Source organism: Pseudarthrobacter sp. MDT1-22 (assembly GCF_054511035.1).
Map to the genome: position 1 here is coordinate 29,474 of NZ_JBTNDK010000004.1, position 26,902 is coordinate 56,375.

Genomic DNA, 26,902 nt, shown 5'->3' on the forward strand with positions numbered 1-26,902 from the left:
ACGGCTGGTCATTGCATGCGGACGTGGCTCCATGGCCGTTGACGCCTAGGTACTGGTGAGGACTGGTGAGACCGCCCACCCACTCCAGCGCAGCTAGATCGAACATATGTGATAGCCGACACATCCACAAGGGTTTTTCCATTCGAAGTAATTGACGGCCGCCTTTTGCAGGTCTAGTTTCAATTCATCACCTGATGAATTCAAAGGCGGACTCCCAGCATTCGGAGGCATTAATGTCCCATTCAGAAGCTACCGCCCCGGCCGTCACGGAAGCCAGCATCGCTGTGGCCGCCACCGCCCTGCACGTCACACGGGGAAAGGTTCCCGTCCTGCGCGGCTTGGACTTTGCCATCCAGGCAGGCGAGATCACCGGGCTGCTGGGCCCGTCCGGCAGCGGCAAGACTACGCTCATGCGGGCCATCATGGGCGTCCAGGCGCTCACGTCCGGCTCGGTCCAAGTGCTGGGGCTGCCCGCCGGGCACCCTGACCTGCGACACCGGGTGGGTTACGTGACCCAGTCCCCCAGCGTGTATCCGGACCTCACGGTCGAAGCCAATGTCCGCTACTTCGGCGCCATGCACCGCAAGGGCCGCGCCGAGGCCGCAGAGGCGATCGCCGCCGTCGGGCTTGAACCGCAGGCCAGGCAGAAAACCGGCGACCTCTCCGGCGGACAGCTGAGCCGGGTGTCGTTGGCCTGTGCCCTGGTGGCTCGCCCCAGCCTGCTGGTCCTGGATGAGCCAACCGTGGGCCTTGATCCGGTGCTCCGGGCTGACCTGTGGGACCGTTTCCGGTCCATGGCCGAGTCCGGGACCACCCTGCTGGTTTCCAGCCACGTGATGGAGGAAGCCAGCCATTGCGGATCACTCCTCCTGCTGCGGGAGGGAAAGCTCCTGGCGCAGCTGACGCCGGCGGAATTGAGCCGGCGCGGGCACAGTGCCGATCTGGAGAAGGCTTTCCTGCACATCATCCAGGACACCGCCGAAGTGCCCAGTGGTTCCCCCGAAAGGACGGTACGGTCATGAACCTGTTGATGCTGTTGGCCACCACCCGGCGCGTCCTCAACCAGCTCCGGCACGACCACCGCAGCATCGCGCTAATCCTGGTGGTCCCAGCGCTGCTGCTCACCGCCGTGTACTTTCTCTATGAGAATGAAACGCTGCCGCCGGGGGTGCCCAGGACTTTTGACCGGGTTGGCCTGATGATGCTGGCGATCTTCCCGTTTGTGGTTATGTTCCTGGTTACGTCCATCACGATGCTGCGGGAACGCACCTCGGGGACCCTGGAACGGCTGCTGACCACTCCCATCCACAAGGCGGACCTGCTGTTCGGCTACGGGCTGGCATTTTCCATTATGGCCGCCCTGCAGTCGCTGGTGGCTACCGCCGTGGCCTACTGGATCTTCGGGCTCGACATCCAAGGCAGCCCTGGACTGGTGGTCATGATTGCCGTGATCAATGCGGTTCTTGGCGTCGCGCTGGGGCTGCTCTGTTCGGCCTTCGCCCGGACGGAATTCCAGGCCGTGCAGTTCATGCCGGTGGTGGTAGTCCCGCAGATCCTGCTCTGTGGCCTCTTTGTGGCCCGCGAAAGGATGAACGAGGCCCTCGAGGCTGTATCGAATGTCCTTCCACTGACTTTTTCGGTGGATGCCCTCCAGGAGATCGCCGCCAACACCGAGCCCACAGACCAGCTGTGGATGGATGCCGGAGTCATCGTGGCCATTGTCCTGGCGGTCCTGGTGCTCGCGTCCCTGACCCTGCGGCGGCGGACAGCGTGAACGGACAGCATGATCCGGCGGACGCCCCGGGTTCCGCAGGCAGCGCGGCGGGTACGGGCCGGCGGGGCCGGCGCGGCGGGGCCACCGAGTCGAGGGAACAGATCCTGGACACAGCCCGGCGGCTTTTCGCCGAACACGGTTTCGAAGGGACCAGCCTGCGCCAGATCGCCCGGGAAACCGGCGTGGACCCCGCCATGGTCCACCATTTCTTCAAGGGCAAGGACGAGCTTTTCGCGCTGAGTGTGGCACTACCGGCCGACCCGGAGAAAGTCCTGGCGGGCGTTGACGGCTACTCGCCAGAGGACCGGGCAGAGGCGATCGTGCGGGCCGTGCTGCGCTTGTGGGAGAGCCCGGCCCAGCACAGCCTGGTGGCCTTCCTCAGGGGAACCATCGGCTCCAAGGCCAAGACGTTGCTGCTGCGGGAACTGGTGCAGCGGACCATCCTCGGCCGGATCATGGCAGGAGTCCCCGGCCCGCCCGAAGAAGTGGCCATGCGCGGAAACCTTGTGGCCACGCAGATGGTTGGGGTGATGCTGGTCCGGTATGTGGTGCGGCTGGAGCCACTCGCGTCTGCCTCGCCCGACGACCTTGTGCGGCTCGTGGCTCCGAACGTCCAGCATTACCTGACGGGTGACCTGAAGGGTGACCGGTGAACCGGCGGCGGGTGGCCAGAAAGGCGGCGACGCTGAGGCCAGCGACCTGGCGGCTAGAACAGAACCGTAGCGAAGGTGCCAACCTGGCGGAAGCCCACGCGCTCATAAGTGGACCGCGCCCGGAGGTTGAAACCGTTGACGTACAGGCTGGTGACGGGGGCAAGCGTGCGCGCCTTCTCCACCACGGCAGCCATGTAGCCGGCGCTCAGACCCTGTCCGCGGTAGCCGGGGTTCATCCATACACCCTGGATCTGCGTGACGTCGGCTGTCACAGCTCCCAGCTCGGCCTTGAACACAACGTCGCCGGAGTCGTTGACGTGTGCCAATGAATGGCCTTGCCGGATGAGGCCTTCCACGCGGCGGCTGTAGAACTCCTTGCCTCCCAGGAACGGCGAGTAGCCCACTTCCTCTTCGAACATGGCGGCGCAGGCGGGAAGGATCCGGTCAAAATCGGCCAGCCGGCCAAGCCCCAGATCCGCGTTCGCCTCCACCGACGGCGGCCCGCACAGCGTCATCAGCGGCTGTTCATCCCGCACCTCGTGGGCCGCATGCCCTAGTTCAGCCAGCTCAGCATGGAGGGCAAGGACAGCATCTGCGGGGCCAAAGGCGGAGGCGAATCGGCGGCCGGAATTGCTTGCTGCGGCAGCGACAAGCCCGGCAAATTCGGGGTCAAGCTGGACCGGGACCAGGTTTGCCCCTGCCCAGCACGCGCCGACCAGGATGCCGTCGTCGAAAACTCCCAGGACGCCGGCACCACCAGCAGTGGGCGCGGCAGAGCCCGCCGCCCGGAGGTGCGCCAGGATAAAGACATTGGCCACCGGATCCTGCGACGCTAGGCGCCGCAGGGCAGCGGTGTCCGCGCCGGCGAGGGTCCGGACGGATATTCCCGCCGGCGCGGCGTCCTCTTTATGAGACGCTAACCACGGGGCTACCCTTGACAGCATCTTCGCCATCGGCCTCCCCCATCTCTTCAGCTATGCGCATGGCCTCTTCGATCAGTGTCTCAACAATCTCGCTCTCAGGCACAGTCTTAATGACTTGGCCCTTCACAAAGATCTGCCCCTTGCCATTGCCGGACGCCACACCAAGATCGGCTTCGCGGGCTTCGCCCGGTCCGTTGACAACACAGCCCATCACTGCCACGCGGAGCGGAATTTCCATGCCTTCCAGCCCTGCGGTGACCTGTTCGGCAAGGGTGTACACGTCCACCTGGGCGCGGCCGCATGACGGGCAGGAGACGATTTCCAGTTTGCGCGGACGCAGGTTCAGGGACTGGAGGATCTGGTTGCCCACCTTGATTTCCTCCACCGGAGGCGCCGACAGGGAAACCCTGATGGTGTCGCCGATGCCCTTGGCCAGGAGCGCCCCGAAGGCTGTGGCGGACTTGATGGTGCCCTGGAAGGCGGGCCCGGCTTCGGTGACGCCCAGGTGCAGGGGCCAGTCGCCCTGCTCGGCCAGCATCTCGTAGGCAGCAACCATAATGACCGGGTCGTTGTGCTTGACCGAGATCTTGAAGTCGTTGAAACCGTGCTCTTCGAACAGCGACGCTTCCCAGACGGCGGATTCCACGAGGGCCTCGGGGGTGGCCTTGCCATACTTCTTCAGGATGCCGGGCTCCAGCGATCCGGCGTTGATGCCGATCCGGATGGAGGTCCCGTGGTCCTTCGCCGCGCGGGCGATTTCCTTGACCTGGTCATCGAACTTGCGGATATTGCCCGGGTTCACCCGCACTGCCGCGCAGCCGGCCTCAATCGCCGCGAAGACGTACTTCGGCTGGAAGTGGATGTCGGCAATGACAGGGATCTGGGACTTGCGAGCGATGATTGGCAGGGCCTCTGCATCATCGGCCGACGGGCAGGCGACGCGCACGATGTCGCAACCGGATGCGGTGAGTTCCGCGATCTGCTGCAGGGTGGCGTTGATGTCCGTGGTGGGCGTGGTGGTCATGGACTGCACACTGATGGGCGAGTCCGAACCGACCCCGACGGAACCCACCTTGATCTGCCGCGTCTTGCGGCGGGGGGCGAGAACGGGCGGCGGTGCTGACGGCATTCCCAGGCTGACCGAGGTCACGTGGACTCCTTGGGTAGGTGTTTCGGTAGTAAAAAAGGGTCCGGGAATCAGGATGCGTGCGCGGCCAGGAGGCCGATCACGGGAGTCCACTCGGTTGTCCGGATCCCGGCAATGGTGCCGCCGACGGCGAACGGGTCCTGCTTGAGGAGATCGTTCAGGTGGGTTTCGTCCTGGACCTTGAAGATCAGCAGGGCGCCCGCCCCGTCACCGTAGGGTCCGCTGGTCAGCAGCTGGCCCTCGTCCGCCAGACCCGCCAGCCAGGCGCGGTGCGCGGGGCGGTGATCATCACGGACGGCGGAGGAATCGGCGGCGTACACATACTCAACGGCAAAAACAGTCATAAAGACACCCTATCCCCAGGGGTGGGCTGTCGCCGATCCGGGCAGTCAGCAAGACTCACTGCAGGAACACTACCTTGATCACTGCCGCCGTTCCCGCAGCCCACAGCATGGACGTGAGCGTTCCGATGATGAACCGCTCCGCAGCCACGGGGGTCTCTTTCAATTCGGCGAACCTGCCCAGGCCCTTGATGGCCACGATGTAGGCAATGGCCACCGGCTGTCCGGTCAGGATGGCCACGCAGACGCCCAACCGTTCCAGGACTCCGATGATTGCCCCACCCCGCAGGATCCGCTGGGCCGGCAGCGCCGGCGCCACCTGAGGAACGTCCGACGGCGGCTGGCCGCCACCCGTGGTCAGCTCGCCGTCGACGGTTTGCCCCGTACCGGCCCGCGGGGCTTCCGAAACGGTGTCTACCGTGACGTCGGCTGAAGGGTCCTGGGCTGATGCGTCCTGGTCCGACTTGGTGGCCGCGTCCGCTTTGTCGTCAATGGTCCTGGCGAGCCGGAACACCAGTGCGGTCACCGGCCATCCTGCGAATCCGGCCACCAACAGCGCAACTGCGATCCAGAGTGCGTTCACCGTTCTCCTTCAATCTGGGAATGGGCGTGGTCCAGGAGCATGGCCGCGGCAGGCCTGGCCGCCCATTCCTCAAGCCAGCCGGACCTAAGCACAGCACGGCTCACCGACTGCTCCGTGATTCCCAGTTCCTGGGCCACGTGTTTCTGGCTGCCATGCTTTCCCTCGCCGCCCTGGAGCGCGCGCAACCGGTCCACCACCCGCCACTGGGCTGGTGTGCGTTGCTGCACCACCCGTCCGATCAGGCGAAGCACCGCCTGGGCATTTGCACTGGTCATGGCTCCCTCCTTGGCGTGGGGAGGCATCTCCCGTCCACGGCCAATACTGCCGGACACCACCGACAATGGCACCTGACCAGCCGAGCCCTTGGCGAGTTCCACGGCCTTTCGCGCTGCCACAAAGCCGCTCCCGGAACCTTCCCGGGGGCTTCCGCCCGGGGTGAGCTGTACGGCCCCGATCCCGATCCCGACGTACCAGTGCCCGCTCCGGAGTGCGTACAAGGCGATCTCCACTACGTCCTCGGCATGTTCCACCACACCCTGGAGTTCATCACCCACGGACCGTTCGAAGGGCGCCGGTGTGAGGCTGCGCAGTGCGGCGATCAGATCGGGAACACGGTCGACGTCGGCAGTGCTGCCTCGCTGGTCGATGGTCAGTACGTACATGCCCTAACCGTACGCAGGTGATCACTCATAATCAATCAAAAATAGCTGATTATTAAATATCAGCCAATAAAGACTGATTTTCGAGAATCACCCGATCAGGTGCTGTCGTGGCCTGCCGGGATCCGCTCCAGGCGATCCACCCACCGGCGCCTGCCATCAGTACGGCCCCAGCCCGGCGCGGCAGCACGTCGGAACGCCATACCGCGATCCCCAGCAGCACCGTGCCAACGAATACGAGCAGCAGGCCCAGCAAAACGTGGAAATCACCGCCGGAACAAGCAGCAAAGCCGTGCCGGCAACAGCTGTGACCATCGAGGCGATTGCCAGGCTCCCCGTCCTGCTGTTGGCCATGGAACAGCCCAAAGCAAAGAAACCGAACAGGGCCAGGATGGTGCCTGCGGTACTGCCGAAAAGATGGCTGATCTGGTACGCATCGGAGCTGACAAAACGGGCCCACGCCTCCGGGTCCTTCGCCTGGTCCGGCTGCGGGTCCAGCGTGGACCAGGCGGTGACAAGCCACGAGACAGGCAGCGCCCACAACCCGGCCCGGATCCAGCGGCTAATGCTCTTTGATTGGACGGCGAACGTGCCCATGTTTCATGGTAGATCCGGGACATCCGTCCAGCCAGACGTCCGCAGGAGTCAGCCGAACAGGTTCACCGGCTTCACGATGTCGGCATAAATCAGCAACAAACTCATGCCCATCAGCAACGTGGCCACCACGTAAGTCACGGGAAGCAGTTTGGCGATGTCGAAAGCGCCCGGATCCGGTTTGCCGAACAGCTTGGCCACCCGCCGCCGCGCCCCCTCGTACAGCGCTCCGGCCACATGGCCGCCGTCGAGCGGAAGCAGCGGGATCAGGTTGAAGACCGCAAGCGCAAAGTTCAAGCCGGCGAGCAGCCCTACCAGTGCCCCAATCCTGGACTGCAGCGGCACTTCCTCCATGGCCGCCACTTCACCGGCCACGCGCCCCACGCCCACCACGCTGATGGGGCCGTTGGGGTCGCGCTCTTCCTCGCTGAAGGCCGCCTTGGCAACGCCCACCACCCGGGCGGGCAGATTGAAGACGACGCCGGCCACTTGCTTGATGTTTTCGCCCGCCATGGGCAGGACGGACGACGCCGGCTGGGGAACCAGTTCGGTCTGCGCGCCGATGCCCAGGAAGCCGACGTCCTGGTACAGGAGGGTGCCGGCGTCGTCCTTTGCCTGGCGTCCGTCCACGCCGACGACGGGGCGGGCGGAGAGCACCGGCGTCACCGTGGTGGTGACGGGCGCGCCGTCGCGCTCCACAGTGATGCTGACTTCCCTGCCCGCGGAGGTCCGGATCCATTCGGTCAGCTCGTCCCAGCCGGTGACAGCTTTCCCGTCAAAGGAGGTGACCACGTCGTTGGGCAGGAGCCCGGCAGCGGCCGCGGGGGTCAGCTGGCAGTCCGGGGAATCGGGATCAACGGTCTCGCCGGCCGCCACCTGGCACTTGGAGACGTCGGCGATGGTGGTGGTGGCCGTGGCCATGCCGAAGCCCATCAGCAGGACGGCGGTCAGGATCACGCCGATCAGCAGGTTCATGGCCGGCCCGCCCAGCATCACGATGATTTTCTTCCACACCGGCAGCCGGTAGAACACGCGGTTTGCGTCCTCCGGTCCCACTTCCTCGTGTGCCATGGACCGGGCTTCCGTGGCCAGTGTCTGGAACATGCCGGTGCTGGAAGGGCGGACGGTGCCGTCGTCCTTGTTGGGCGGATACATGCCGATCATGGACACGTAGCCACCCAGCGGGATCGCTTTCACGCCGTATTCAGTTTCACCCTTCCGCTTGGACCACAGGGTGGGGCCGAAGCCGATCATGTACTTGGTGACACGCACCTTGAACAGCTTGGCGGGCACCAGGTGCCCCACTTCGTGCAGCGCAATGGACACGGCAATGCCGATCGCCACAAAGACGACGCCGAGGATAAAGAGGAGGACGGGGCTCATGCGTGGATCTGCTGCTTCCTAGAGACTGCTGACTGCTAAACGTTCGTGGGCACGCGTGCGTGCCCAGTCTTCAGCATCCAGTACCGACTCCAGCGTCAGCCCGGAGGATCCTGAATGTTCGCTGAGGACAGCATCGATGGTGTCCACGATTTCGGTGAAGCGGATGCGTCCCGAGTGGAACGCCATGACCGCTTCCTCGTTTGCCGCGTTAAAGACGGCGGGAAAAGTACTCCCCTGCTTGGCGGCGTCCTTGGCCAAGTCCACGGCCGGGAAAGCGACGGTGTCCAGCGGTTCGAACGTCCAGCTGGTGGCTTTGGTCCAGTCACACGGGGAGGCCGCTTTGGGGACCCTGTCCGGCCAGCCCAGCCCTAAGGCAATGGGGAGGCGCATGTCCGGCGGGGACGCCTGGGCGATGACGGACCCGTCAATGAACTGGACCATGGAGTGGACCACCGACTGCGGGTGGACCACAACGTCGATCCGGTCCAGCGGCACGTCGAACAGCAGATGGGCCTCGATGAGCTCAAGGCCCTTGTTGACGAGCGTGGCCGAGTTAGTGGTGACCATCAGCCCCATGTCCCACGTGGGGTGCGCCAGGGCCTCTTTCGGCGTCACGTCGTGGAGCTGTTCCCTTGTCCGGCCGCGGAAAGGCCCTCCGGAGGCCGTCAGGATGAGCTTCTCAACCTCGACCGCGGAGCCGGAGCGCAGGCACTGCGCTATCGCTGAGTGCTCGGAATCCACCGGCACGATCTGCCCCTCGCGGGCGGCGGCCTTGACGAGCGCTCCGCCGACGATCAGCGATTCCTTGTTGGCCAGCGCCAGCGTTGCACCTGATTTCAGGGCGGCGAGGGTCGGGGCGAGCCCGATGGAGCCGGTAATGCCGTTGAGCACTACGTCCGCTTCTACCGCGGCGATGCGGGCCGAGGCGTCCGGGCCGGCGATGATTTCGGGGCGGTAGTCCTGCCGCCCGGCGAGGCGGGCAGCCTCGGAGATCAGGTCCCGCAGCTTGCGCGGATCCCCCGCGGCGATGCCCACAGCGGCGGCACCGGTGTGGACGGCCTGGCGGGCCAGGAGCTGCAGGTTCCCTCCGCCGGCGCTGAGCGCCACTACCTCAAAAAGGTGCGGGGCGCCGTCGACGACGTCAATCGCCTGGGTGCCGATGGAACCGGTGGATCCGAGGATGACGATTCTGCGAGGCTGCATTGGTTAAGTATCCCGCACCCCGGCCCGCACCTGGCCCGCGGTCCGGTCAGCCCGCCGCCAGCTCGATGAAACCCTTGGCCAGCGTGGACACGGCTCCGATGTAGGCGATGGCCACAACGATCCGCCGCACGGCAGCCGGTTTGACCTTGCCGGACAGCAGATCGCCCGCGATGATTCCCGCCACCATGGCGGCCAGGATGCTGAGCCATTGCCAGCCGTCCAGTCCGGGAACATGTCCACCGGATAGTACGTACTTGATCACCAGGGAAGACAGTCCGGTGGTCACGAAATAGGGCTGGAGGGTGGCGCCGAAACTCTTCTGCTCCCACCGGGTAGCAATGGCGTACGCGGTGATGGCCGGCCCGCCGACGCCCGCTGCCGCGTTCATCAGTCCGCTGGTGAAGCCGAGGGAGACCATGGGAACGGGGCCACTGGCGCGCCAGGAGCTGCGGGTCAGCCGCTGCGAAGCCAGCAGGGCGATGATGAGGAGGATGCCGATGCAGATCTCCAGCGGCGCTTCGGCCACGTTGCTGGCCAACCAGGCACCCGGCAATACCCCTGCGAGGGCCGCGAGCGCCAGTCCGAAGTAGCGCTTCCACTCCACATGCCGCCAGACCCTGGAGAGGATCAGGAGGGATGAGGCCGCGCCGCACAGGTTGATGATCATGACGCCGTCGAAGGGGCCGAGCAGCACCACCAGGACGGGAGAGACGAGAAGGCCGAATCCGAGGCCGGCCAGCCGCTGGGCCAGCGCCCCTGCAACAACGGCAATGAGTACCAATGCAAACACCATCCGATCCTAGTGGGCGGACAGCGACGCCGGGCGTAACGTGGATTGCGTGGACTGGGTTACCTGGTTCGATGCGCCGGAGTACGGATTCGCCCGGCAAGTGCTGCAGCGGGGTGTGGCGGCACTGTTCTTTGTTGCGTTCCTGTCCTCCCTGAACCAGTTCCCTGCGCTGCTGGGCGAACGTGGCCTGTTGCCGGTTCCGGACTATCTGGAAGGGTTCAGCGCGCGCCGGCGGCCCACGCTGTTCCGTTGGCGCTATTCGGACCGGCTGCTGCGTGGTGCCTGCCTCACCGGACTGGCAATTTCCGCCCTCCTGGTGGCCGGCATCCCCCAGCTTGGGCCGCCGTGGGTTCCGCTGATCGCATTTCTGGCCCTGTGGCTGCTTTACATGTCGATCGTCAACGTGGGGCAGACGTTTTATGGCTTCGGCTGGGAAATGCTGCTGCTGGAGGCCGGGTTCACGGTGGCCTTCCTTGGCTCGGACCAGACGGAGCCGCCGCGCACCATCCTGATCCTGTTGGCCTGGCTCGTGTTCCGGCTGGAGTTCGGCGCCGGGATGATCAAGATCCGCGGCGGCCTGGAGTGGCGTGATCTGACCGCCCTCTAATATCACCATGAAACGCAGCCGATGCCGGGGCCACTGAGCCGCCAGGCTCATCTCCTGCCCAAACCCTTCCACCGGCTGGAGGTCCTGGGGAACCATTTCGCCCAGCTCGTGGTGCCGTTCTTCCTCTTCGCACCGCAACCCGTGGCAAGCGCCGCCGCCGGAATCATCATCTTCACCCAGCTGTGGCTGGTGGCCAGCGGCAACTTCGCGTGGCTGAACTGGATGGCCATTGTGCTGGCCTTCGCCGCGGTCAGCGACCCCGTGGCCCGCGCCGTATTGCCGTTCCTGCCGCTGGACGGGGATCCTGAGGAAGGCAGCCGCGGCAGTCCCCCGTACTGGCTTGCCGTCACCCTTGTGGCCACAATGCTGCTGGTAGTCCTCAGCTACTGGCCCGTGCGCAACCTGCTCTCCAAGGGGCAGCTGATGAATGCCAGCTTCAACCGCTGGCAGCTGGTCAACACGTATGGCGCGTTTGGCACCGTGACCAAGCACCGCGTCGAGATCGTCGTGGAAGGCACCCTCGACGAAGAACCTGAGGACTCAGCAGACTGGCGCGAATATGGGTTTAAGGGCAAACCCGGAGATCTCCGCCGGCTGCCCCGCCAGTGGGCGCCCTACCACCTGCGGCTGGACTGGCTGATGTGGTTCCTGCCGTTGCGCACCGTCCACGAGGAGTGGTTTTACGCGTTCCTCACGAAACTGCTGGAGGCGGACCAGCGGACGCTGCGGCTGCTCCGCGCCGACCCGTTCGACGGCGATCCGCCGCGCTGGGTGCGTGTCAACAGCTACCTGTACCGTTTCGCCACCAGGGCTGAGTTCCGGGAGACGGGCGAGCGCTGGGTCCGGATGCCGCTCTATGAGGCCATCCCGCCGCTTTCGCTCGGCGGTTCCCGGAGGCGGCGGCGGTGATTCGGTGCCCGCAGCCCTAGGAGTGGATGCCTGCCCGGCGGATGGTGGCTTCGGCGTGCTTGAGGATGGGGCCGTCGATCATTTTGCCGCCGTGCTGGAACACGCCGGATCCGGCAACAGCCGCGACCTGCAGCAGTTCTGTGGCGGCGGCGACGTCGGCCTCGGACGGGGCGTAGGCGCCCCGTACAACGGCCGCCTGCGTGGGATGGATGCAGGCTTTGGAGCCGAATCCTGACGCTGCGGCATCAGCGGCCTCCAGAGCCAGCCCGTCAAGGTCCGGGATGTTGACGTACACGGCGTCCACGGCTTCTTTCCCGAAAGCCCGGGCGGCGAGCAGCACCGCGGACCGGGCATGCAGCGCCACGGCGCGGTAGCCGCCGTCGTCCGCTCTGCTGGACGTACCGCTAAGGGAAGCCAGGAGGTCCTCGGCGCCCCACATCAGTGCCACCACGTTGGGGGCCGCCGCGATGGCGGGCGCGTTCAGGACCCCGGCTGCGGTCTCGCACAGGGCGATGACGTGGTAGTCCGCCAGGGCTTCGAGCTGGGCCGCACTCTCAGCCTTGGCCAGCATCACCGTGCGGTACGGGGTGTGGGCCAGGCAGTGCAGGTCCTTCTCGAACTCGTCGGTGCCCGCCGGGTTGATCCTGATGATGGTGCGGCTGGGGTCAAGTTCGGGCCCCTCCCCGGCAGCGCCCAGCTGGGCCAGGATGGCGCCGCGCGCCCGCTGTTTGTCCGCGGGTGCCACGGCGTCCTCGAGGTCCACGATGACAGCGTCGGCGCGTTGGGCGGCCTTGGGGAAGCGCTCCGGGCGGTCGGCAGGGCAGAAGAGCAGGGCGGGACCCATCACAAATGTCATACGGTCATTGTCCTCTTTTGGGGCCCGGCACGCTCCCCTTTTCAGCTCCCGCAGGCTGCACGTATTGTCCAGAAGACTGCGCCACATGGGCGTCCCGGTTCCACATCAGGCAGCTCCGAGTGGCCAGCGCCACCACGGTGCCGTCCTGGTTCCGCCCGGTGTGCTGCATGGTCACAATCCCCTGGCCGGGTCGCGATCCCGAGAGCCGTTTGCCGGTGATCACCGTCTCCGTGTAGAGCGTGTCCCCGTGGTACAGCGGGTGCGGGAAAGAGACGTCGGTCAGGCCCAGCTGGGCGATGATGGTGCCCTGGGTGAGCTGGGAGACGGACTGCCCCACCAGGGTGGACAGCGTGAACATGGAGTTGACCAGCCGCTGGCCGAACGGCTGCCCTGCGCTCCAGGCGGCATCCAGGTGCAGGGCCTGGGTGTTCATGGTGAGCGTGGTGAACAGGACGTTGTCCGCCTCGGTCACGGTGCGGCCGGGCCGGTGCGCGTAGACAACGCCTTCTTCGAGCTCATCAAAGTACAGGCCGCGCTGCTCGATGACGCGGGGGGCGGCGGTGGTTGCGCCCGGACCGTCGGGGGTTGAGCCCGCCGAAGCCCCGCTCATACGGTGAGCTCCTGGTCCTCTTCGAACAGCTCGGCGCCGGTGGCCGCGGCCACGTCCTCCACGGAGACGTTGGGGGCCAGTTCGCGGAGAACCAACCGGGACCGCCCGCCTTCGGTGACGACGTCGATCACGGCGAGGTCGGTGATGATCCGGTCCACGCAGGCCTTGCCGGTCAGCGGCAGAGAGCAGTGCTCCACGATTTTGGGGTTGCCGTTGCGGTCCACGTGTTCCATCATCACGATCACCTTCTTGGCGCCGAAGACCAGGTCCATGGCCCCGCCCATGCCTTTGACCATCTTGCCCGGGATCATCCAGTTGGCCAGGTCGCCGTTCTGCGCCACTTCCATGGCGCCGAGCACGGCCACGTCAACGTGCCCGCCGCGGATCATGCCGAACGACGAGGCGGAGTCGAAGAACGCGGCCCCCTTGTTGACCGTGACGGTTTCCTTGCCGGCGTTGATGAGGTCCGGATCCACCGCGTCCTCGCTGGGGTATGGTCCCACGCCCAGGATCCCGTTCTCCGAGTGGAGCACCACCTCGACGCCTGCCGGGATGTAGTTGGGAATGAGCGTGGGCATGCCGATGCCGAGGTTGACGTACTGTCCGTTGCTGAGCTCCCGGGCCACCCGGGCGGCCAGTTCGTTGCGCGTCCACCCTTTGCCCTCCGGAGTGGTGCCTTCCGGATGGCCGACGGTGGCACGCCGGTATTCGGGCCGTACGGCTTCGGGGCGGGGAGGTGCTCCCTGCGTGCTGTTGGACTCCATGGCTACGCTCCTGCCTGTTCGGTGGCGCTTTCGGTTCCGGCAGCCTGGGCAAGGGCGACGGTCCGCTTCTCGATCCGCTTCTCACCGGCGGGCACAACCACCACCCGCTGGACAAAGATGCCGGGAGTGTGGACGTGTTCGGGGTCCAGCTCCCCCGGTTCCACCAGCTCCTCCACCTCGGCGATGGTGATTTTTCCCGCCATGGCGCAGAGCGGGTTGAAGTTCATGGCGGTGGCGTGGAAAACCAGGTTGCCGTGGCGGTCACCCTTCCAGGCGTGGACCAGCCCGAAGTCGGGCGTCAGGGATTCCTCCAGGACGTAGTCCACACCGTTGAACGTCCGGACTTCCTTGGCGGCGGAGGCAATCGCGATGCCGCCGTCGGCGTCGTACTTCTGCGGCAGGCCGCCGTCGGACACCTGGGTGCCGACCCCGGCCTTGGTGTAGAAAGCGGGGATCCCGGCGCCGCCGGCCCGGAGCTTTTCCGCCAGCGTCCCCTGCGGGGTGAGGACCACCTCAAGCTCACCGGACAGGTACTGGCGCGCGAACTCCTTGTTCTCGCCGACGTAGGAACTGACAGTCCGCCGGATCCTGCCGTCACGGAGCAGGACGCCCAGCCCCCAGTCGTCCACGCCGCAGTTGTTGCTGACGGTTTCGAGGTCCTTCGTGCCGTGCCGGTGCAGGGCATCGATCAAGGCCACCGGGATTCCGCAGAGGCCGAACCCTCCCACCGCGAGCGACGCGCCGTCGGGAATGTCCGCAATGGCTTCCTCGGCGCTGGCAACAACCTTGTTGATCATCGTTGGTCCTTTCAAGGGTCTCGACAGGCTCGACCACCGCGTGGCATTCCCGACCAGCGGGCTTGTTACAGTCCGAGTTCGCGGGCGATGAGCATCAGCTGGACTTCCGTGGTGCCCTCACCGACTTCAAGGATCTTGGAGTCGCGGTAGTGCCGTGCCACGGTGAATTCGTTGATGAAGCCATAGCCGCCGAATACCTGGGTGGCATCCCGCGCGTTGTCCATGGCCGCCTCGCCTGCGACCATCTTAGCGATGGCCGCCTGCGTCTTGAACGGCTTCCCCGCCAGCATCCTCGACGCGGCGTCGTAGTACGCCAGGCGGGCCGTATGGGCCCGGGCCTGCATGCGGGCGATCTTGAACGAGATGGCCTGGTACTTGCCGATGTGATGACCAAACGCGCTGCGTTCCTTGGCGTACTTCACCGACAGGTCAACACAGCCCTGCGCCGCCCCCGTCGCCAAAGCCGCGATGGCGATCCGGCCCTCGTCCAGGATGGAAAGGAAATTCGCGTAACCCCGCCCCTCCGCACCGAGCAGGTTCGCTTCCGGCACCCGGACGTCCTTGAGCGTCAGCGGGTGCGTGTCCGAGGCGTTCCAGCCCACTTTGTTGTAGGCCTTCTCCGCCCTGAAACCCGCAGTATTGGTGGGCACCAGGATGGTGGAAATCTGCTTCTTGAGGCTGCCATCCTTGCGTTCCTTCTGACCCGTCACCGCGGTGACCGTGACCAGGCGCGTGATGTCGGTCCCGGAGTTGGTGATGAATTCCTTGTTGCCGTTGATCACCCAGTCGCCGTTCTCACGATGGGCGTGGGTTTTGGTCCCGCCGGCGTCAGAGCCTGCTTCCGGCTCCGTGAGTCCGAAGCCGGCGAGTGCCTTGCCCGAGGCCAGCAGCGGGAGCCACTCCTCTTTCTGGGCCTCGGTACCGAACCGGTACACCGGCATTGCGCCGAGGGAGACGCCTGCTTCCAGCGTGATGGCCACGGACTGGTCCACCCGGCCAAGCTGTTCGAGGGCGAGTGCCAAAGCGAAGTAGTCCCCGCCCATCCCACCGTGCGCTTCCGGGAACGGCAGCCCGAACAGGCCCATGTCCGCCATCTGGGACACCACCTCGTACGGGAAGCTGTGCTCCTCATCGTGCTTGGCCGAGACCGGCGCCACCACGTTGTCCGCGAAATCCCGGACGGTGTCGCTGAGGTCCTGGTATTCCTCGCTGAGCTCAAAATCTGCCATGGCTAGGCTCCCTTGCCTGTGTTGTTGGAGTCCTTGTTGGAATCCTTGTTGGAATCCTGAAGTGAATCTGCGTCTGAATCGGTGGTTGAAGGGTGGATGGTCGCCAGCACCTGGTCTGCTTTGACCGGCTGACCGGCCTTGATGCTGATGTGGACCGTGCCGGCCACCTCTGCCACGAGCTGGTGTTCCATCTTCATGGCTTCCACGGAGAGAAGGACCTGGCCGGCTTCCACGGTGTCGCCGTTGCTGACCGCAACGGATACCACCGTGCCGGGCATGGGCGAGCGCACCTCCGGGTCCGCGGTGCCTTCCTCGCGCTCGACGGCGGCGAGAACCCGGACAAGCCGAGACTCCCGCGTCAGCGGCTCCAGCCGGCAGGACCAGCCTCCGTTGCCGAGGAACAGTTCCGCGGGAACTCCTGAGGGCAGGTTGTCCGGGGTGAGGTTGACAGGGCCCGCGTCCGCCGGCGCCAGCGAGTAGTCCGTGGTTTCGCCGTCCAGGGTAAGGACCAGGCTCCCGCGGCCCGGCAACCGCAGCGAGGCCGTCCGCCATGGCCCGTCACCGACACAGACCTGGACCGGGCCGACGGCCACGCGGCCTGTGACTCTCACTGTTGCGATGCCGCCGTCGGGCGTTCCCAGGCTGATCCGCAGGGGCGCCGGCGCGCCGATCCGCCAGCCGTTGCTGGCCTGCCAGGGACCGGGGGGCGTCCCCGTGATGTCCTGGTCCCCGCTCACAACGGCGTACAAGGCGGCCGCGACCAGTTCGGCGTCGTCAATCCGCCGGAAGGCAAAGTCGGGCATCTTGCGCTCGATCAGGCCGGTGTCGAGATGCCCGGCGCGGACATCGTCGTCGTTGATCAGCAGCCTCAGGTACTCAACATTCGTATCGATGCCAAGGGCTGTGTAGCCGGCGAGTGCCGCGTCCAGGGTATCCAGGGCAACGGTGCGGTCCGGGCCCCACGCGATGACTTTGGAGATCATGGGATCGTAGCTGGAGGAGATCTCGAGCCCCTCGAGCAGGGCTGAATCCACCCGGATCATGCCGGCTCCGTGATCGGGCATTTCGTCCAGCAGGAGCACGGTCCCGGTGGACGGCATGAAGTTCCGCTCCGGGATTTCCGCGTAGACGCGGGCTTCGGCGGCGTGCCCGTTGAGTTCGACGTCGGCCTGGCGGAAGGTGAGTTCCTCACCGGCAGCGATGCGGACCTGCCATTCGACCAGGTCCACGCCGGTGACCATTTCGGTCACCGGGTGCTCCACCTGGAGACGGGTATTCATCTCCATAAAGAAGAACTCGTCAGGGGCCTCGTCGGAGACCAGGAACTCCACAGTTCCCGCGCCGCTGTAGTGGACGCTGCGGGCCGCCTGGCAGGCGGCCTCGCCGATCCGGGCCCGGGTGGCCCCGCCGTCGTGCAACGACTCCAGCAGCGGCGACGGCGCTTCCTCAATCACCTTTTGGTGGCGGCGCTGCAGCGAGCACTCCCGCTCCCCCAGATGGATCACGTTGCCGTGGTTGTCCGCCAGGACCTGGACCTCGATGTGCCGCGGCGTGCGGACCAGCCGTTCAAGGAAAAGGGTGTCATCGCCGAAGGCGCTCGCGGCGACGCGGCGGGCGGTGGCCAGCGTGGCTTCGAGGTCCTCGTGGCGCTCCACGATGTGCATGCCCTTGCCGCCGCCGCCCGCTGACGGTTTGATGAGCAGCGGGAACCCGACGGCGGGCGCGGCCTCCATGAGTTGCGCGTCAGTCATGCCCGGTTCGGCGATGCCCGGCACTACGGGGACTCCGTAGCCGGCCACGTGGTTCTTGGACCGGATCTTGTCGCCCATGACGTTCAGGGACTCAACGCCGGGGCCGATGAAGGTGATGCCGGCGGTTTCGAGGGCGCGGGCAAAATCGACGTTCTCGCTGAGGAAGCCGTAGCCGGGGTGGACTGCCTCGGCGCCGGTGTCGCGGCAGGCCTGGAGGATCGCCTCGATCTTCAGGTAGCTTTCTCCTGCGGCGGCAGGGCCAATCCGCACGGCGGTGTCAGCCTCGCGAACGTGGCGGGCCCCGGCGTCGGCGTCGCTGTAGACGGCTACGGAACGGATGCCCAGGGCACGCAGTGTGCGGATGACGCGGCAGGCGATCTCCCCGCGGTTGGCGACGAGCACGGTGCTGAACAGCGGCTTCTGCCGGATTGCGGAAGGAACGGCGGGCATGGAAACGGTCATGGCTGGCTCACATCCGGAAAAGGCCGAAGGAGGTCTCCGGCAGGGGGGTGCGGGAGACGACGTCGAGTGCCAGTCCCAGGACGGTGCGGGTATCCGCGGGGTCGATCACGCCGTCGTCCCAGAGGCGGGCGGTGGAATAGTACGGGCTGCCCTGGTCCTCGTATTGCTGTTTGATCGGGGCCTTGAAGGCTTCCTCGTCCTCGGCGGACCATTCCTCGCCACGGGCCTCGTACTGGTCACGCTTGACGGTTGCGAGAACGCCGGAGGCTTGGTTCCCTCCCATCACCGAGATGCGGCTTGCCGGCCACATCCACAGGAAGCGCGGCGAATACGCCCGCCCGCACATGGAGTAGTTGCCGGCGCCGAAGGACCCGCCGATGACGACGGTCAGCTTGGGCACCCGGGCAGTGGCGACGGCGGTGACCATCTTGGCGCCGTTTTTGGCAATGCCACCCTGCTCGGAATCCCTGCCCACCATGAACCCGGAAATGTTCTGCAGGAAAATAAGCGGAATGCCGCGCTGGTCGCAGAGTTCGATGAAGTGCGCGCCCTTGAGCGAGGACTCGCTGAAGAGCACGCCGTTGTTGGCCACGATCCCCACCGGGTGCCCGTGCAGCCTGGCAAAACCCGTGACCAGGGTGGTGCCGTACTCCTTCTTGAACTCGTGGAACCTGCTGCCATCCACCAGCCGGGCAATGACCTCGTGGACGTCGTATTGCGCGTTGACGTCCGTCGGGACGGCGCCGTACAACTCCGCCGGATCCGCGAGGGGCTCGACGACGGTGTCCACATCCCAGGCAGGGGCAGCCGGCCTCGGCAGGGTGGAGACGATGTCCCGGACGATCTGCAGGGCATGCTCATCGTTCTCCGCCAGGTGGTCGGTGACGCCGGAGATTTTCGAGTGCACGTCACCGCCGCCCAGTTCCTCCGCCGTGACGATCTCCCCGATGGCAGCCTTCACCAGCGGCGGACCGCCCAGGAAGATAGTGCCCTGGTTCCGCACGATCACCGTCTCATCGCTCATGGCCGGAACGTAAGCGCCGCCGGCGGTGCAGGAGCCCATCACGGAGGCGATCTGCGGGATCTTTGCCGCGGACATCCTGGCCTGGTTGAAGAAGATTCGGCCGAAATGCTCCTTGTCGGGAAAAACTTCGTCCTGCTTCGGGAGGAACGCCCCGCCCGAATCCACCAGATAGATGCACGGCAGCCGGTTCTCCAGCGCTATCTCCTGGGCGCGGAGGTGCTTCTTCACGGTCATCGGGTAGTACGTGCCGCCCTTGACGGTGGCGTCGTTGGAGATCACGAGCACCTGGCGGCCGTGGACCAGGCCGATGCCGGCAATAACCCCGGCTCCCGGCGAGTCGTTGTTGTACATGCCGTTGGCTGCCAGCGGCGCGATCTCCAGGAACGGGCTGCCATCATCCAGCAGCCGGTCAATACGCTCCCGGGGCAGCAGCTTCCCGCGCCCCACATGGCGCTCCCGCGACTTCTCCGGCCCGCCCAACGCGGCCTCAGCCAGCCTGGTCCGGAGCTCGGCGGCCAGCGCGAGCTGGGCAGCGTTGTTTGCAGCAAACGCTTCACTTGCGGCATCAAGCCGGCTGGCGAGAGTCTCCATCGACTGCATCCGTTCGTCATCTATTGAAAGCCACCAAGGCTCCGGCGAGAGCCGGAAAAGCGAGCTCGGTTAATGCTTTATAACTGGAATTCAGGTTAGTCTTTATTAACTGTGATGTCCAACACAACAGGACATTGCAAGAATCTGCTGTTCCTAGGAGGAAAAGCGTGCCCACCACCCGACCGGTCAAGCTGTCCGCACCGGCCCAGTCTGAGCATCCGAACTCGGCAACACGACCCGTTTCGGCAGCGCAGGCCGCTTCCGCGACGCCGGCAGCTCCGGGAAAACCCGCAGCCGCGGCAGCCCACGCAGCTCCCGGAACGCCCCGCAGCCAGGCGAAGGAGAACCGCCGCCAGGCGCTGCTTGCCGCCGCCGCGGGGCTCTTCGCCCTGCACGGATTCAACCGCGTATCACTGGAAGACCTGGGCGCGGCAGCGGGTGTCAGCGGCCCGGCCGTCTATCGCCACTTCCAGGGCAAGCAGGCGGTGTTGGGAGACCTGCTGCTCACCGTCAGCCGCGAGCTGCTCGACGGCGGCCTGCGCGTCATTGCCGAAACCAAGGACCCCATGGCAGCGCTCCGAAGGCTGGTGGGATTCCAAGTGGAGTTCGCACTGGGCAAGCCCGACGTGATCCGGGTGCAGGACCGCGATTTCAGCAACCTCAGCCAGAAGGACCAGTCCGAGGTCCGGACACTGCAGCGGAACTACGTGGAGATTTGGGTGGAGGTCCTGGCGCTGCTGCATCCGGGCACCGACGCCGTCGAACTGCGGATGCGGGCCCACGCTACGTTCGGCCTGATCAACTCCACGCCGCACTCGGTGCGGAACCACGGACGGAAAATCGCGCCCAAAACGGCCCGGCCGCTGCTCGAAAGCATGGCGCTGGCGGCACTCACGGTGAACGTTCCCCCGGCCTCCTGACCGGGACACGATTTCAAGAGCGGGCCCTCAGAGGCTCCCAGCCACAGGAGCGGCCTTGGCCCGCATTAGCGGTGCTGGGCAGCACCGCTAATGCGGGCCAAGACCGCACTTACGAATCACGACATGACGCAGGACGTTGCGCAGGCCCAGACCCGGGAGTTTTTGCCCAGATAAAGCGGTTCAAACGCCCCAAACCCGGATTATCTGGACAAAAACTCGTGAGTTAGACCATCGTGAGCACCATGCCGGGTTCGGCCAGGATGGCGCCAACGTCGGCGAGGAACCTCGAACCCTGCTCCCCGTCCACCAGGCGATGGTCAAAGGACAGGCTCAGCGTCATGACCTGGCGCAGGGCCACCTCATCCTGGAATTCCCACGGCATTTTCCGCACGGCCCCCATGGCCAGGATGGCAGCCTCGCCGGGGTTCAGGATGGGAGTGCCCGCGTCGATGCCGAAGACCCCGATATTCGTGATGGAGATCGTACCGCCGGACAGGTCTGCCGGCGCGGTCTTGCCGGCCCGTGCCGTCTCGGTCAGCCCGGTCAGGGCTGCGGAGAGTTCCAGCAGCGACAGGGTATCCGCGTCCTTGATGTTCGGCACGGTGAGCCCGCGCGGAGTTGCGGCGGCGATGCCCAGGTTCACGTAGTTGAACTGCACGATCTCCTGGCTGACTTCCTCCCACCGCGAGTTCAGCGACGGGTTCCGCCGCAGCGCGATCAGCACAGCCTTCGCCACCAGCGTCAGCGGCGTGAGCTTGTAGCCGGAAAAGGCCCGGCTCGTCTTCAGCTTGGCCAGCAGGTCCATGGTGGGCGTGACATCCACCGTGAGGAATTCCGTCGCGTGGGGAGCCGTGAACGCACTTGCCACCATCGCGGCGGCCGTGAACTTGCGGACACCCTTGATAGGGGTCCTGACTTCCCGCCCACCCTGTGGCGCCAGTCCCGCGGGGAAAACCGAATCGGATACGGCGGAAAGATGGCGTACCGGTGCCGACAATTCGCCGCCGCCAACAAAATTCTGGACATCCTCCCGCGTGATCAGGCCGCCGGCTCCGGTGCCCGCGACCGCGGCCAGCTCGACGCCGAGGTCCTTGGCCAGTTTCCGGACCGGCGGCGTGGAACGTGGACGCTCCGCGGTGTCGGTTTCGACAGGCTCAAGCACAGGGTTTTCGGGTCTGACAGGCTCGGTTTCGACGAGCTCGGTTTCGACAGGCTCAACCACCGGGCCGCGAACAGGCTCAACCGCCGGGGTTGTGAAGGTGCGGGCCCGGCGGGCGGGACGGCCTGAGCTTTCGACAACGGCGCCGTACCCAACCAGGTTCGGCTCGCGTTTCGCGGTCCCCGCTGCAGCAGTGGCCGCCCCGGCGGGCGCAGCCCCTGAAGGTGAGGCGCCGCCGTCGTCCGCTACTTCGAAGGAGACGATCGGCTTGCCCACCTCCACGATTGTTCCCGGCTCTTCATGGAGCGCAGTGATCACGCCCGCGAAAGGTGACGGCAGCTCCACTACGGCCTTTGCGGTTTCCACGTCGGCGATGACCTGGTTCAGCGTCACCGTGTCCCCCACTGCCACCTTCCAGCTGAGGATTTCTGATTCCGTGAGGCCTTCGCCGAGGTCCGGGAGCCTGAATTCCTTGATCATGGTGGCGCTCATCCTTCCAACCCGCTGAGGGAGTTCGGGCGTCCGAGGGCGCGGTCCACGCCGTCGAGGATCCGGTCCAGGCCGGGCAGATGGTGCATTTCGAGCTTGGAGTACGGGTAGGGAATATCGAACCCGGTGATACGGACGGGGGCGGTTTCGAGGTGATAGAAGCACCGCTCGGTAATGCTGGCCGCAACTTCGGCGCCCAGGCCACCGGACTGGCCGGCTTCATGGGTGACCACCAGCCTGCCTGTTTTCCGGACGGATGCTTCAACGGTGGCGTAGTCCACGGGTGCCAGCGAGCGCAGGTCAATGACCTCGATGGAGATGCCTTCGTCGGCGGCCGCGGTTGCTGCGTCCTTGGCCGTCTTCACCAACGGCCCGTAGGCCACGAGCGTCACGTCCGTGCCCTCGGTGACAACGCGGGCGGAGTCCATGGGCAGCGCGGTGCGCGGATCGATGCCCTCATCCACTTCACCCTTGTCGTGGTAGCGGCGCTTGGGTTCGAAGTACAGCACCGGGTCATCGGACAGGATGGCCTGCTGGATCACGGTGTGGGCATCCTGCGGGTTGGAGACGCTGACCACGCGGAGCCCCGACGTATGAGTGAAGTACGCCTCGGGCGACTCGGAGTGGTGCTCGGGTGAGCCGATGCCGCCTCCGAACGGGACGCGGATGGTGATGGGCATCTTCACGGCCCCCTGGGTGCGGTAGTGCAGCTTTGCCACCTGGCTCACGATCTGGTCGAAGGCAGGGTAGATAAAGCCGTCGAACTGGATCTCCACCACCGGGCGGTAACCGCGGTAGGCGAGGCCGACGGCGGTGCCCATGATGGCCGACTCGGCCAGCGGGGTGTCCACCACACGGTGGGTGCCGAAATCCTTCTGGAGGCCGTCGGTCACCCGGAAAACACCGCCGAGGGTACCGATGTCCTCGCCCATGAGGATGACTTTTGGATCGTTTTCAAGGGATTTGCGCAGGCCGGAATTGATGGCGCGGGCAAAGGTCATCTGGGTCATCAGCGTGCACCTTCTTCTGAGGTGGCTCCCGCGGGATCGCCGAAGGAAGCCAGGTAACGGGCGTAGTGGTCCTGCTGCCGGTCCAGCCACGAGTTGGGCTCGCTGTACACGTGCTTGAAGATGTCCATCGGCTCCGGATCCGGCATGCCGATGCAGCCTGAACGGAGTTCGCGGGCGACTGACTCTGCCTTGTTGTGAACGTGCTGTTGGACCTCATCCGTGAGGAGTCCTTTGCGTTCCAGCAGGGCCTTGACCCGCAGGATGGGGTCCTTCGCAGCCCAGTCCTCCAGTTCATTGGCGTCACGGTAGCGGGTGGGATCGTCGGCGGTGGTGTGCGGTCCCATGCGGTAGGTGACCGCTTCGATGAAGGTGGGTCCGCCACCGTGCCGGGCACGGTCCAATGCCACGCGCGTGGCTGCCATCACGGCCAGCACATCATTGCCGTCCACCCGGAGGCTCGGAATGCCGAATCCGGCGGCCCGGTCCGCGATCTGAATGTGGGACTGCAACCGCACGGGCTCCGAAATTGCCCAGTGGTTGTTCGAGCAGAAGAAGACCACGGGTGCCTGGAAGCTGGCGGCAAAGACCATGGCCTCGTTGACGTCGCCTTCGCTGGTGGCACCGTCGCCGAAGTATGTCACCGCCACCGAGTCCGCGCCGTCGTTCTGGATGCCCATGGCGTAACCGGTGGCATGCAGGGTCTGCGCGCCGATAATGATCTGCGGGGTGGCCATATTCACGGAGTACGGGTCCCACCCGGAGGAGGCCGTGCCACGCCACACCCGCGTAATGTCCGTCAGGTCCACGCCGCGGCAGTACGCCACACCGTTTTCCCGGTAGCTGGAGAAGACAAAGTCGTCCTCGCGCAGGGCCCTGCCGGAACCGACTTGCGCCGCCTCCTGCCCCAGCAACGGGGGCCAAAGTCCGAGCTCGCCCTGACGCTGGAGGGCGGTGGCCTCAACATCGATCCGCCGGATGACCGTCAGGTCCTCGTAGAGGGAACACAACTGCTCATCCCCGATGTCCTTCACCCAGGGATCGAACTCCGGGTGGCTGATCCGCTCCCCTGCCGGGGTAACCAGCTGGATCAGGTTCCTGTCTGTAGACACGATGGCACGCAACCTTCTCACGTCGTTTGACCGGAGCCTGGGGACTTGTGGTCCCGCCCGCCGCCGGCCGCCCGGGCGCCGTTGCCCCGGATAATTGTGACCCTACTCACAATGCTCAATGGGTACAACCACCGTGGCGGATACTGCGCATAATGCCCTGTTTGCACTGCCCTCACCGTGCTAACGTTGCGCATTATGCAAGCTTTGGATGGCACAGACACACGGCTGCTCTCGGCCCTTGCCCGCGACCCCCGGCGGACCGTGGTGGCGTTGGCCCAGAAGCTGGGGCTGTCCCGGAACACCGTGCAGGCGCGCATGGCCCAGCTGGAGAAAAAACACGTCTTCCTGTCGTTCGAACGGCGTATCAACCCGGCATCCCTGGGCTATCCGCTCATGGCGTTCATTTCCGTCCACGTCCAGCAGCAGAAACTGGGACAGCTGGCCCATGACCTCGCCGGCATTCCGGAAATCCTGGAAGGCTACGGCCTCACCGGCTCTGCTGACCTCCTGCTCCGGGTAGTGGCCCTGGATGCCGAGGACCTCTTCCGGATCAACGGGAAAATCCTGGCGTGCGATGGAGTGGACAGGACGGACACCGCACTGGCCATGAGCGAACTCATCCCGTTCCGCATCCAGCCGCTGCTCGAGCGGGGATCCGGAGACGCTTAGGGCCAGCGGCCCTTATTACCGCCCCGATACCCAGCCCCGGCGGGCTGGGTTATAGGCTGTTCCAAGGTGAATCCATGGGTGCCGTTCAGCGGGTCCCAACAATAAGGCAGGGCCAGTGCGTTGCCGGAAAGGCTCCATCGTGAGCAATCCTCAGGGACCGTACCAGCCGGTCCAGCCGGCGGCCTGGCCCGCGCAACCAACGGGGCAGCCCGGCAACCCCGGGGAGCATGGCGCGCCACCGCTGCCCGGCAACCCGCCACAGCACGGTGCACCCGGACAATACTCGTCCGAGGGGCCGTTCGGCCTGCCCGGACAAGAGCCCCCGGCACAAAGCCGCCGGAAGCTGTGGACCATCCTCGGCGTTGTGGGCGGTGTCCTGCTGCTGGCGGTCGTCGGCGTCCTCATCCTGGTCAACATTGTCAACGGAGCCACCAACCATGCCCGGGGCCTGGCTGACAGCTTCACCAAGCTGGTGATTGCCGGCGACAGTTCCAAGGCCTACGACGACTATCTTGACCCCGCCCTCCATGAGCAGCTGACCAAGGAGGACTTCATCGCCGGTATCAAGACCCTGGAGATGGACAGCACCTGCAAGACTGCCTATAACGAAGTCAAGGCCAGCACCGAGAACGGCACCAAGGCGGCCGACATCGCCGGCCTCATCACCTGCGACGGCGACAAGAAGATCGACCTCATCTACCGCTTCGAAGGCACCGACGAGCTGAAAATGATCAACATCAAGCTCAAGCCCCAGGCCTAGCGCCACACAACGCAAGCCCGCACCCCATCCGCACGGGGACATGGTCCGAATTGCTTCTACGAGGATCCCATCCGGGATCCCGCAGTTTGGCCGGGACATAACGTTCCCGCCTTACCGGAAGGATTCGGGCCATGCGTACTTCTCCGAACCGCCTTGTCGCCACCGTCTTCGGTGCCGTTTATCTTCTTGTCGGCCTCCTGGGTTTCGTGGTGACGTCCGGCATCGGCTTCTTCGCCACGGAGGGCGCCAACCTCATCATTTTTGAAGTGAATCCGCTGCACAATGTCATCCACCTCGCGATCGGCGGCGCACTTCTGTACGCGGGCCTGAAAAGCACGGCCATGGCCCGTACGGTCAACACCGGCGTGGGTGCCGTCTATCTCCTGGTCGGTGTGCTTGGGCTGTTCCTGCTGACCTCGCCACTGAACATCATCGCGCTCAACGGCGCCGACAACGTCCTCCACTTGGCCAGCGCAGTCCTGCTGCTGGGCGTGGGTCTGTCCATGGACAAGTCCGCAACAGCCGTCCGGGCCTAGCCGGCCATGGCTGCCGAGCCAGGAGAGGGATGGGCCGTCCCGGCCGTCCGGCTCTTCGGCGGCTTCGCAGGATTCGGGGCCGGCTCAGTGAACCTCGCCGTTTCCTCAAGCCTCCTCGCGTTGCCGAAAGTGTCCGGCTCCGTCTGGCAGCCAGCCCTGGCGGTCGTCTCCGGCGGCTGGGGAGCGGCCCTGATCCTCTGGACGGTCCTGGCCTTGCACCGCGGACGGATTGTCGGGTCCGGGCGGACCGTGGCGTTCCTGCTGACGGCATCCGGGGCGCACATGGCGGCCCTTGCCTTCAGCAGCGACACGTCCAGCCTTCACCTCAGCCACCTCGCGGCGCTCCTGCTGACGCTCATGATTGTCGCGTCGGGCGCCTGGCTGAAGGGGCGCCGGCTCCGGGGAATGGACGACGACGGCATGGCGCCCGCCGCTGCCCGCCCGGGAATCCTGCTGCTCACCGCTTTCGCCGGTGCCGTGCTGGTGGCCGGAATCGCGACGCCGGGACTCGCCGCTTCCACAGCGGGCCAGTTTGCGGTGCCGCATGGTCAGCACGGCGGTCCGGCCATGCCGGCGGGCCACCATCAGCGCTGACGCCAC

Annotated in this window: 27 protein-coding genes and 1 pseudogene; 9 read left to right on the plus strand and 19 right to left on the minus strand. The window is 65.7% G+C overall.

The window, feature by feature from the left end:
- Positions 1-233: 233 nt before the first annotated feature.
- The 3 genes from ACX80M_RS04760 to ACX80M_RS04770 are packed head-to-tail and all read left to right on the plus strand — an operon-like array spanning position 234 to position 2,427.
- A complete protein-coding gene (locus tag ACX80M_RS04760; protein WP_252607884.1) occupies positions 234-1,022 on the plus strand; it encodes an ABC transporter ATP-binding protein in 789 nt (262 codons plus the stop codon).
- Between the two features lie 8 nt (positions 1,023-1,030).
- Positions 1,031-1,774, plus strand: a complete 744-nt coding sequence (locus ACX80M_RS04765) for an ABC transporter permease (protein WP_459309224.1) — start codon at positions 1,031-1,033, stop codon at positions 1,772-1,774.
- Positions 1,771-2,427, plus strand: a complete 657-nt coding sequence (locus ACX80M_RS04770) for a TetR/AcrR family transcriptional regulator (RefSeq protein ID WP_459309104.1) — start codon at positions 1,771-1,773, stop codon at positions 2,425-2,427. Before ACX80M_RS04765 ends, ACX80M_RS04770 begins: the two co-directional genes overlap by 4 nt.
- 53 nt (positions 2,428-2,480) lie before the next feature.
- Here the strand turns inward: ACX80M_RS04770 and ACX80M_RS04775 are convergent, their stop codons facing one another.
- The 9 genes from ACX80M_RS04775 to ACX80M_RS04815 form a co-directional block, all read right to left on the minus strand.
- Positions 2,481-3,371 carry a GNAT family N-acetyltransferase gene (locus ACX80M_RS04775; RefSeq protein WP_252600049.1) on the minus strand — a complete coding sequence of 297 codons (891 nt, stop codon included), beginning with the start codon at positions 3,369-3,371 and terminating at the stop codon, positions 2,481-2,483.
- Complete coding sequence (gene ispG, locus ACX80M_RS04780; protein WP_104063099.1) at positions 3,334-4,500, minus strand: flavodoxin-dependent (E)-4-hydroxy-3-methylbut-2-enyl-diphosphate synthase; 1,167 nt, start codon at positions 4,498-4,500, stop codon at positions 3,334-3,336. The genes ACX80M_RS04775 and ispG overlap by 38 nt, the downstream gene beginning before the upstream one ends.
- A gap of 47 nt (positions 4,501-4,547) precedes the next feature.
- On the minus strand, positions 4,548-4,841 hold the full coding sequence (locus tag ACX80M_RS04785; RefSeq protein ID WP_459309106.1) for a YciI family protein: 294 nt from the start codon (positions 4,839-4,841) through the stop codon (positions 4,548-4,550).
- 55 nt (positions 4,842-4,896) lie between these two features.
- Positions 4,897-5,421: a hypothetical protein gene (locus ACX80M_RS04790; RefSeq protein ID WP_104063097.1), complete on the minus strand. Its 525-nt coding sequence runs from the start codon at positions 5,419-5,421 to the stop codon at positions 4,897-4,899.
- Complete coding sequence (locus tag ACX80M_RS04795; RefSeq protein WP_459309108.1) at positions 5,418-6,083, minus strand: MarR family transcriptional regulator; 666 nt, start codon at positions 6,081-6,083, stop codon at positions 5,418-5,420. The genes ACX80M_RS04790 and ACX80M_RS04795 overlap by 4 nt, the downstream gene beginning before the upstream one ends.
- 156 nt (positions 6,084-6,239) lie before the next feature.
- Positions 6,240-6,677, minus strand: a complete 438-nt coding sequence (locus ACX80M_RS04800) for a hypothetical protein (protein WP_252600014.1) — start codon at positions 6,675-6,677, stop codon at positions 6,240-6,242.
- Positions 6,678-6,725: 48 nt separating this feature from the next.
- Positions 6,726-8,057 (minus strand): M50 family metallopeptidase, encoded by a 1,332-nt coding sequence (locus ACX80M_RS04805; RefSeq protein ID WP_252600013.1) that lies wholly within the window; start codon positions 8,055-8,057, stop codon positions 6,726-6,728.
- Between the two features lie 18 nt (positions 8,058-8,075).
- Positions 8,076-9,260, minus strand: coding sequence for a 1-deoxy-D-xylulose-5-phosphate reductoisomerase (gene dxr, locus ACX80M_RS04810; RefSeq protein WP_252613670.1), 1,185 nt, complete (start codon positions 9,258-9,260; stop codon positions 8,076-8,078).
- Between the two features lie 46 nt (positions 9,261-9,306).
- Positions 9,307-10,053, minus strand: a complete 747-nt coding sequence (locus tag ACX80M_RS04815; RefSeq protein ID WP_248761812.1) for a TSUP family transporter — start codon at positions 10,051-10,053, stop codon at positions 9,307-9,309.
- 46 nt (positions 10,054-10,099) lie between these two features.
- Here ACX80M_RS04815 and ACX80M_RS04820 point away from each other — a divergent pair.
- A pseudogene (locus ACX80M_RS04820) lies at positions 10,100-11,566 on the plus strand (lipase maturation factor family protein).
- A 16-nt stretch (positions 11,567-11,582) separates the two neighbouring features.
- Here the strand turns inward: ACX80M_RS04820 and ACX80M_RS04825 are convergent.
- The 7 genes from ACX80M_RS04825 to ACX80M_RS04855 form a co-directional block, all read right to left on the minus strand.
- Positions 11,583-12,422, minus strand: coding sequence for an HpcH/HpaI aldolase/citrate lyase family protein (locus ACX80M_RS04825; RefSeq protein ID WP_252600010.1), 840 nt, complete (start codon positions 12,420-12,422; stop codon positions 11,583-11,585).
- A 4-nt stretch (positions 12,423-12,426) separates the two neighbouring features.
- Positions 12,427-13,032: a MaoC family dehydratase gene (locus ACX80M_RS04830; RefSeq protein WP_252600009.1), complete on the minus strand. Its 606-nt coding sequence runs from the start codon at positions 13,030-13,032 to the stop codon at positions 12,427-12,429.
- Positions 13,029-13,796: a CoA transferase subunit B gene (locus ACX80M_RS04835; protein ID WP_459309112.1), complete on the minus strand. Its 768-nt coding sequence runs from the start codon at positions 13,794-13,796 to the stop codon at positions 13,029-13,031. Before ACX80M_RS04835 ends, ACX80M_RS04830 begins: the two co-directional genes overlap by 4 nt.
- A 2-nt stretch (positions 13,797-13,798) precedes the next feature.
- Entirely contained in the window at positions 13,799-14,593 is a 795-nt protein-coding gene (locus ACX80M_RS04840) for a CoA transferase subunit A (protein WP_252600007.1), read from the minus strand.
- Between the two features lie 65 nt (positions 14,594-14,658).
- The gene (locus tag ACX80M_RS04845; protein WP_252600006.1) at positions 14,659-15,822 is read right to left on the minus strand and encodes an acyl-CoA dehydrogenase family protein; all 1,164 of its coding nucleotides are present in this window, start codon (positions 15,820-15,822) and stop codon (positions 14,659-14,661) included.
- Between the two features lie 2 nt (positions 15,823-15,824).
- Positions 15,825-18,035, minus strand: a complete 2,211-nt coding sequence (locus tag ACX80M_RS04850; protein ID WP_459309115.1) for an acetyl/propionyl/methylcrotonyl-CoA carboxylase subunit alpha — start codon at positions 18,033-18,035, stop codon at positions 15,825-15,827.
- A gap of 7 nt (positions 18,036-18,042) precedes the next feature.
- Positions 18,043-19,650: a carboxyl transferase domain-containing protein gene (locus ACX80M_RS04855; RefSeq protein ID WP_252600004.1), complete on the minus strand. Its 1,608-nt coding sequence runs from the start codon at positions 19,648-19,650 to the stop codon at positions 18,043-18,045.
- 167 nt (positions 19,651-19,817) lie between these two features.
- On the opposite strand from ACX80M_RS04855, the gene ACX80M_RS04860 reads away from it, so the two are divergent.
- A complete protein-coding gene (locus tag ACX80M_RS04860; protein ID WP_459309117.1) occupies positions 19,818-20,570 on the plus strand; it encodes an SACE_7040 family transcriptional regulator in 753 nt (250 codons plus the stop codon).
- Between the two features lie 223 nt (positions 20,571-20,793).
- Here the strand turns inward: ACX80M_RS04860 and ACX80M_RS04865 are convergent, their stop codons facing one another.
- Genes ACX80M_RS04865 through pdhA form a run of 3 tightly spaced genes read right to left on the minus strand, consistent with a single transcriptional unit; the run spans position 20,794 to position 24,337 of the window.
- A complete protein-coding gene (locus ACX80M_RS04865; protein WP_459309119.1) occupies positions 20,794-22,221 on the minus strand; it encodes a dihydrolipoamide acetyltransferase family protein in 1,428 nt (475 codons plus the stop codon).
- A complete protein-coding gene (locus ACX80M_RS04870) occupies positions 22,218-23,228 on the minus strand; it encodes an alpha-ketoacid dehydrogenase subunit beta (RefSeq protein ID WP_058929524.1) in 1,011 nt (336 codons plus the stop codon). Before ACX80M_RS04870 ends, ACX80M_RS04865 begins: the two co-directional genes overlap by 4 nt.
- Positions 23,228-24,337: a pyruvate dehydrogenase (acetyl-transferring) E1 component subunit alpha gene (pdhA, locus tag ACX80M_RS04875; RefSeq protein WP_252600002.1), complete on the minus strand. Its 1,110-nt coding sequence runs from the start codon at positions 24,335-24,337 to the stop codon at positions 23,228-23,230. The genes ACX80M_RS04870 and pdhA overlap by 1 nt, the downstream gene beginning before the upstream one ends.
- 195 nt (positions 24,338-24,532) lie before the next feature.
- Here pdhA and ACX80M_RS04880 point away from each other — a divergent pair, with 195 nt between their 5' ends.
- The 4 genes from ACX80M_RS04880 (at position 24,533) to ACX80M_RS04895 (ending at position 26,896) form a co-directional block, all read left to right on the plus strand.
- Complete coding sequence (locus ACX80M_RS04880; RefSeq protein ID WP_058929526.1) at positions 24,533-25,006, plus strand: Lrp/AsnC family transcriptional regulator; 474 nt, start codon at positions 24,533-24,535, stop codon at positions 25,004-25,006.
- Between the two features lie 139 nt (positions 25,007-25,145).
- A complete protein-coding gene (locus ACX80M_RS04885) occupies positions 25,146-25,766 on the plus strand; it encodes a hypothetical protein (RefSeq protein WP_252607875.1) in 621 nt (206 codons plus the stop codon).
- Between the two features lie 131 nt (positions 25,767-25,897).
- Complete coding sequence (locus ACX80M_RS04890; RefSeq protein ID WP_252564878.1) at positions 25,898-26,302, plus strand: DUF4383 domain-containing protein; 405 nt, start codon at positions 25,898-25,900, stop codon at positions 26,300-26,302.
- A 6-nt stretch (positions 26,303-26,308) separates the two neighbouring features.
- Positions 26,309-26,896: a hypothetical protein gene (locus tag ACX80M_RS04895; RefSeq protein WP_252607874.1), complete on the plus strand. Its 588-nt coding sequence runs from the start codon at positions 26,309-26,311 to the stop codon at positions 26,894-26,896.
- The last annotated feature ends 6 nt before the right edge of the window (positions 26,897-26,902 follow it).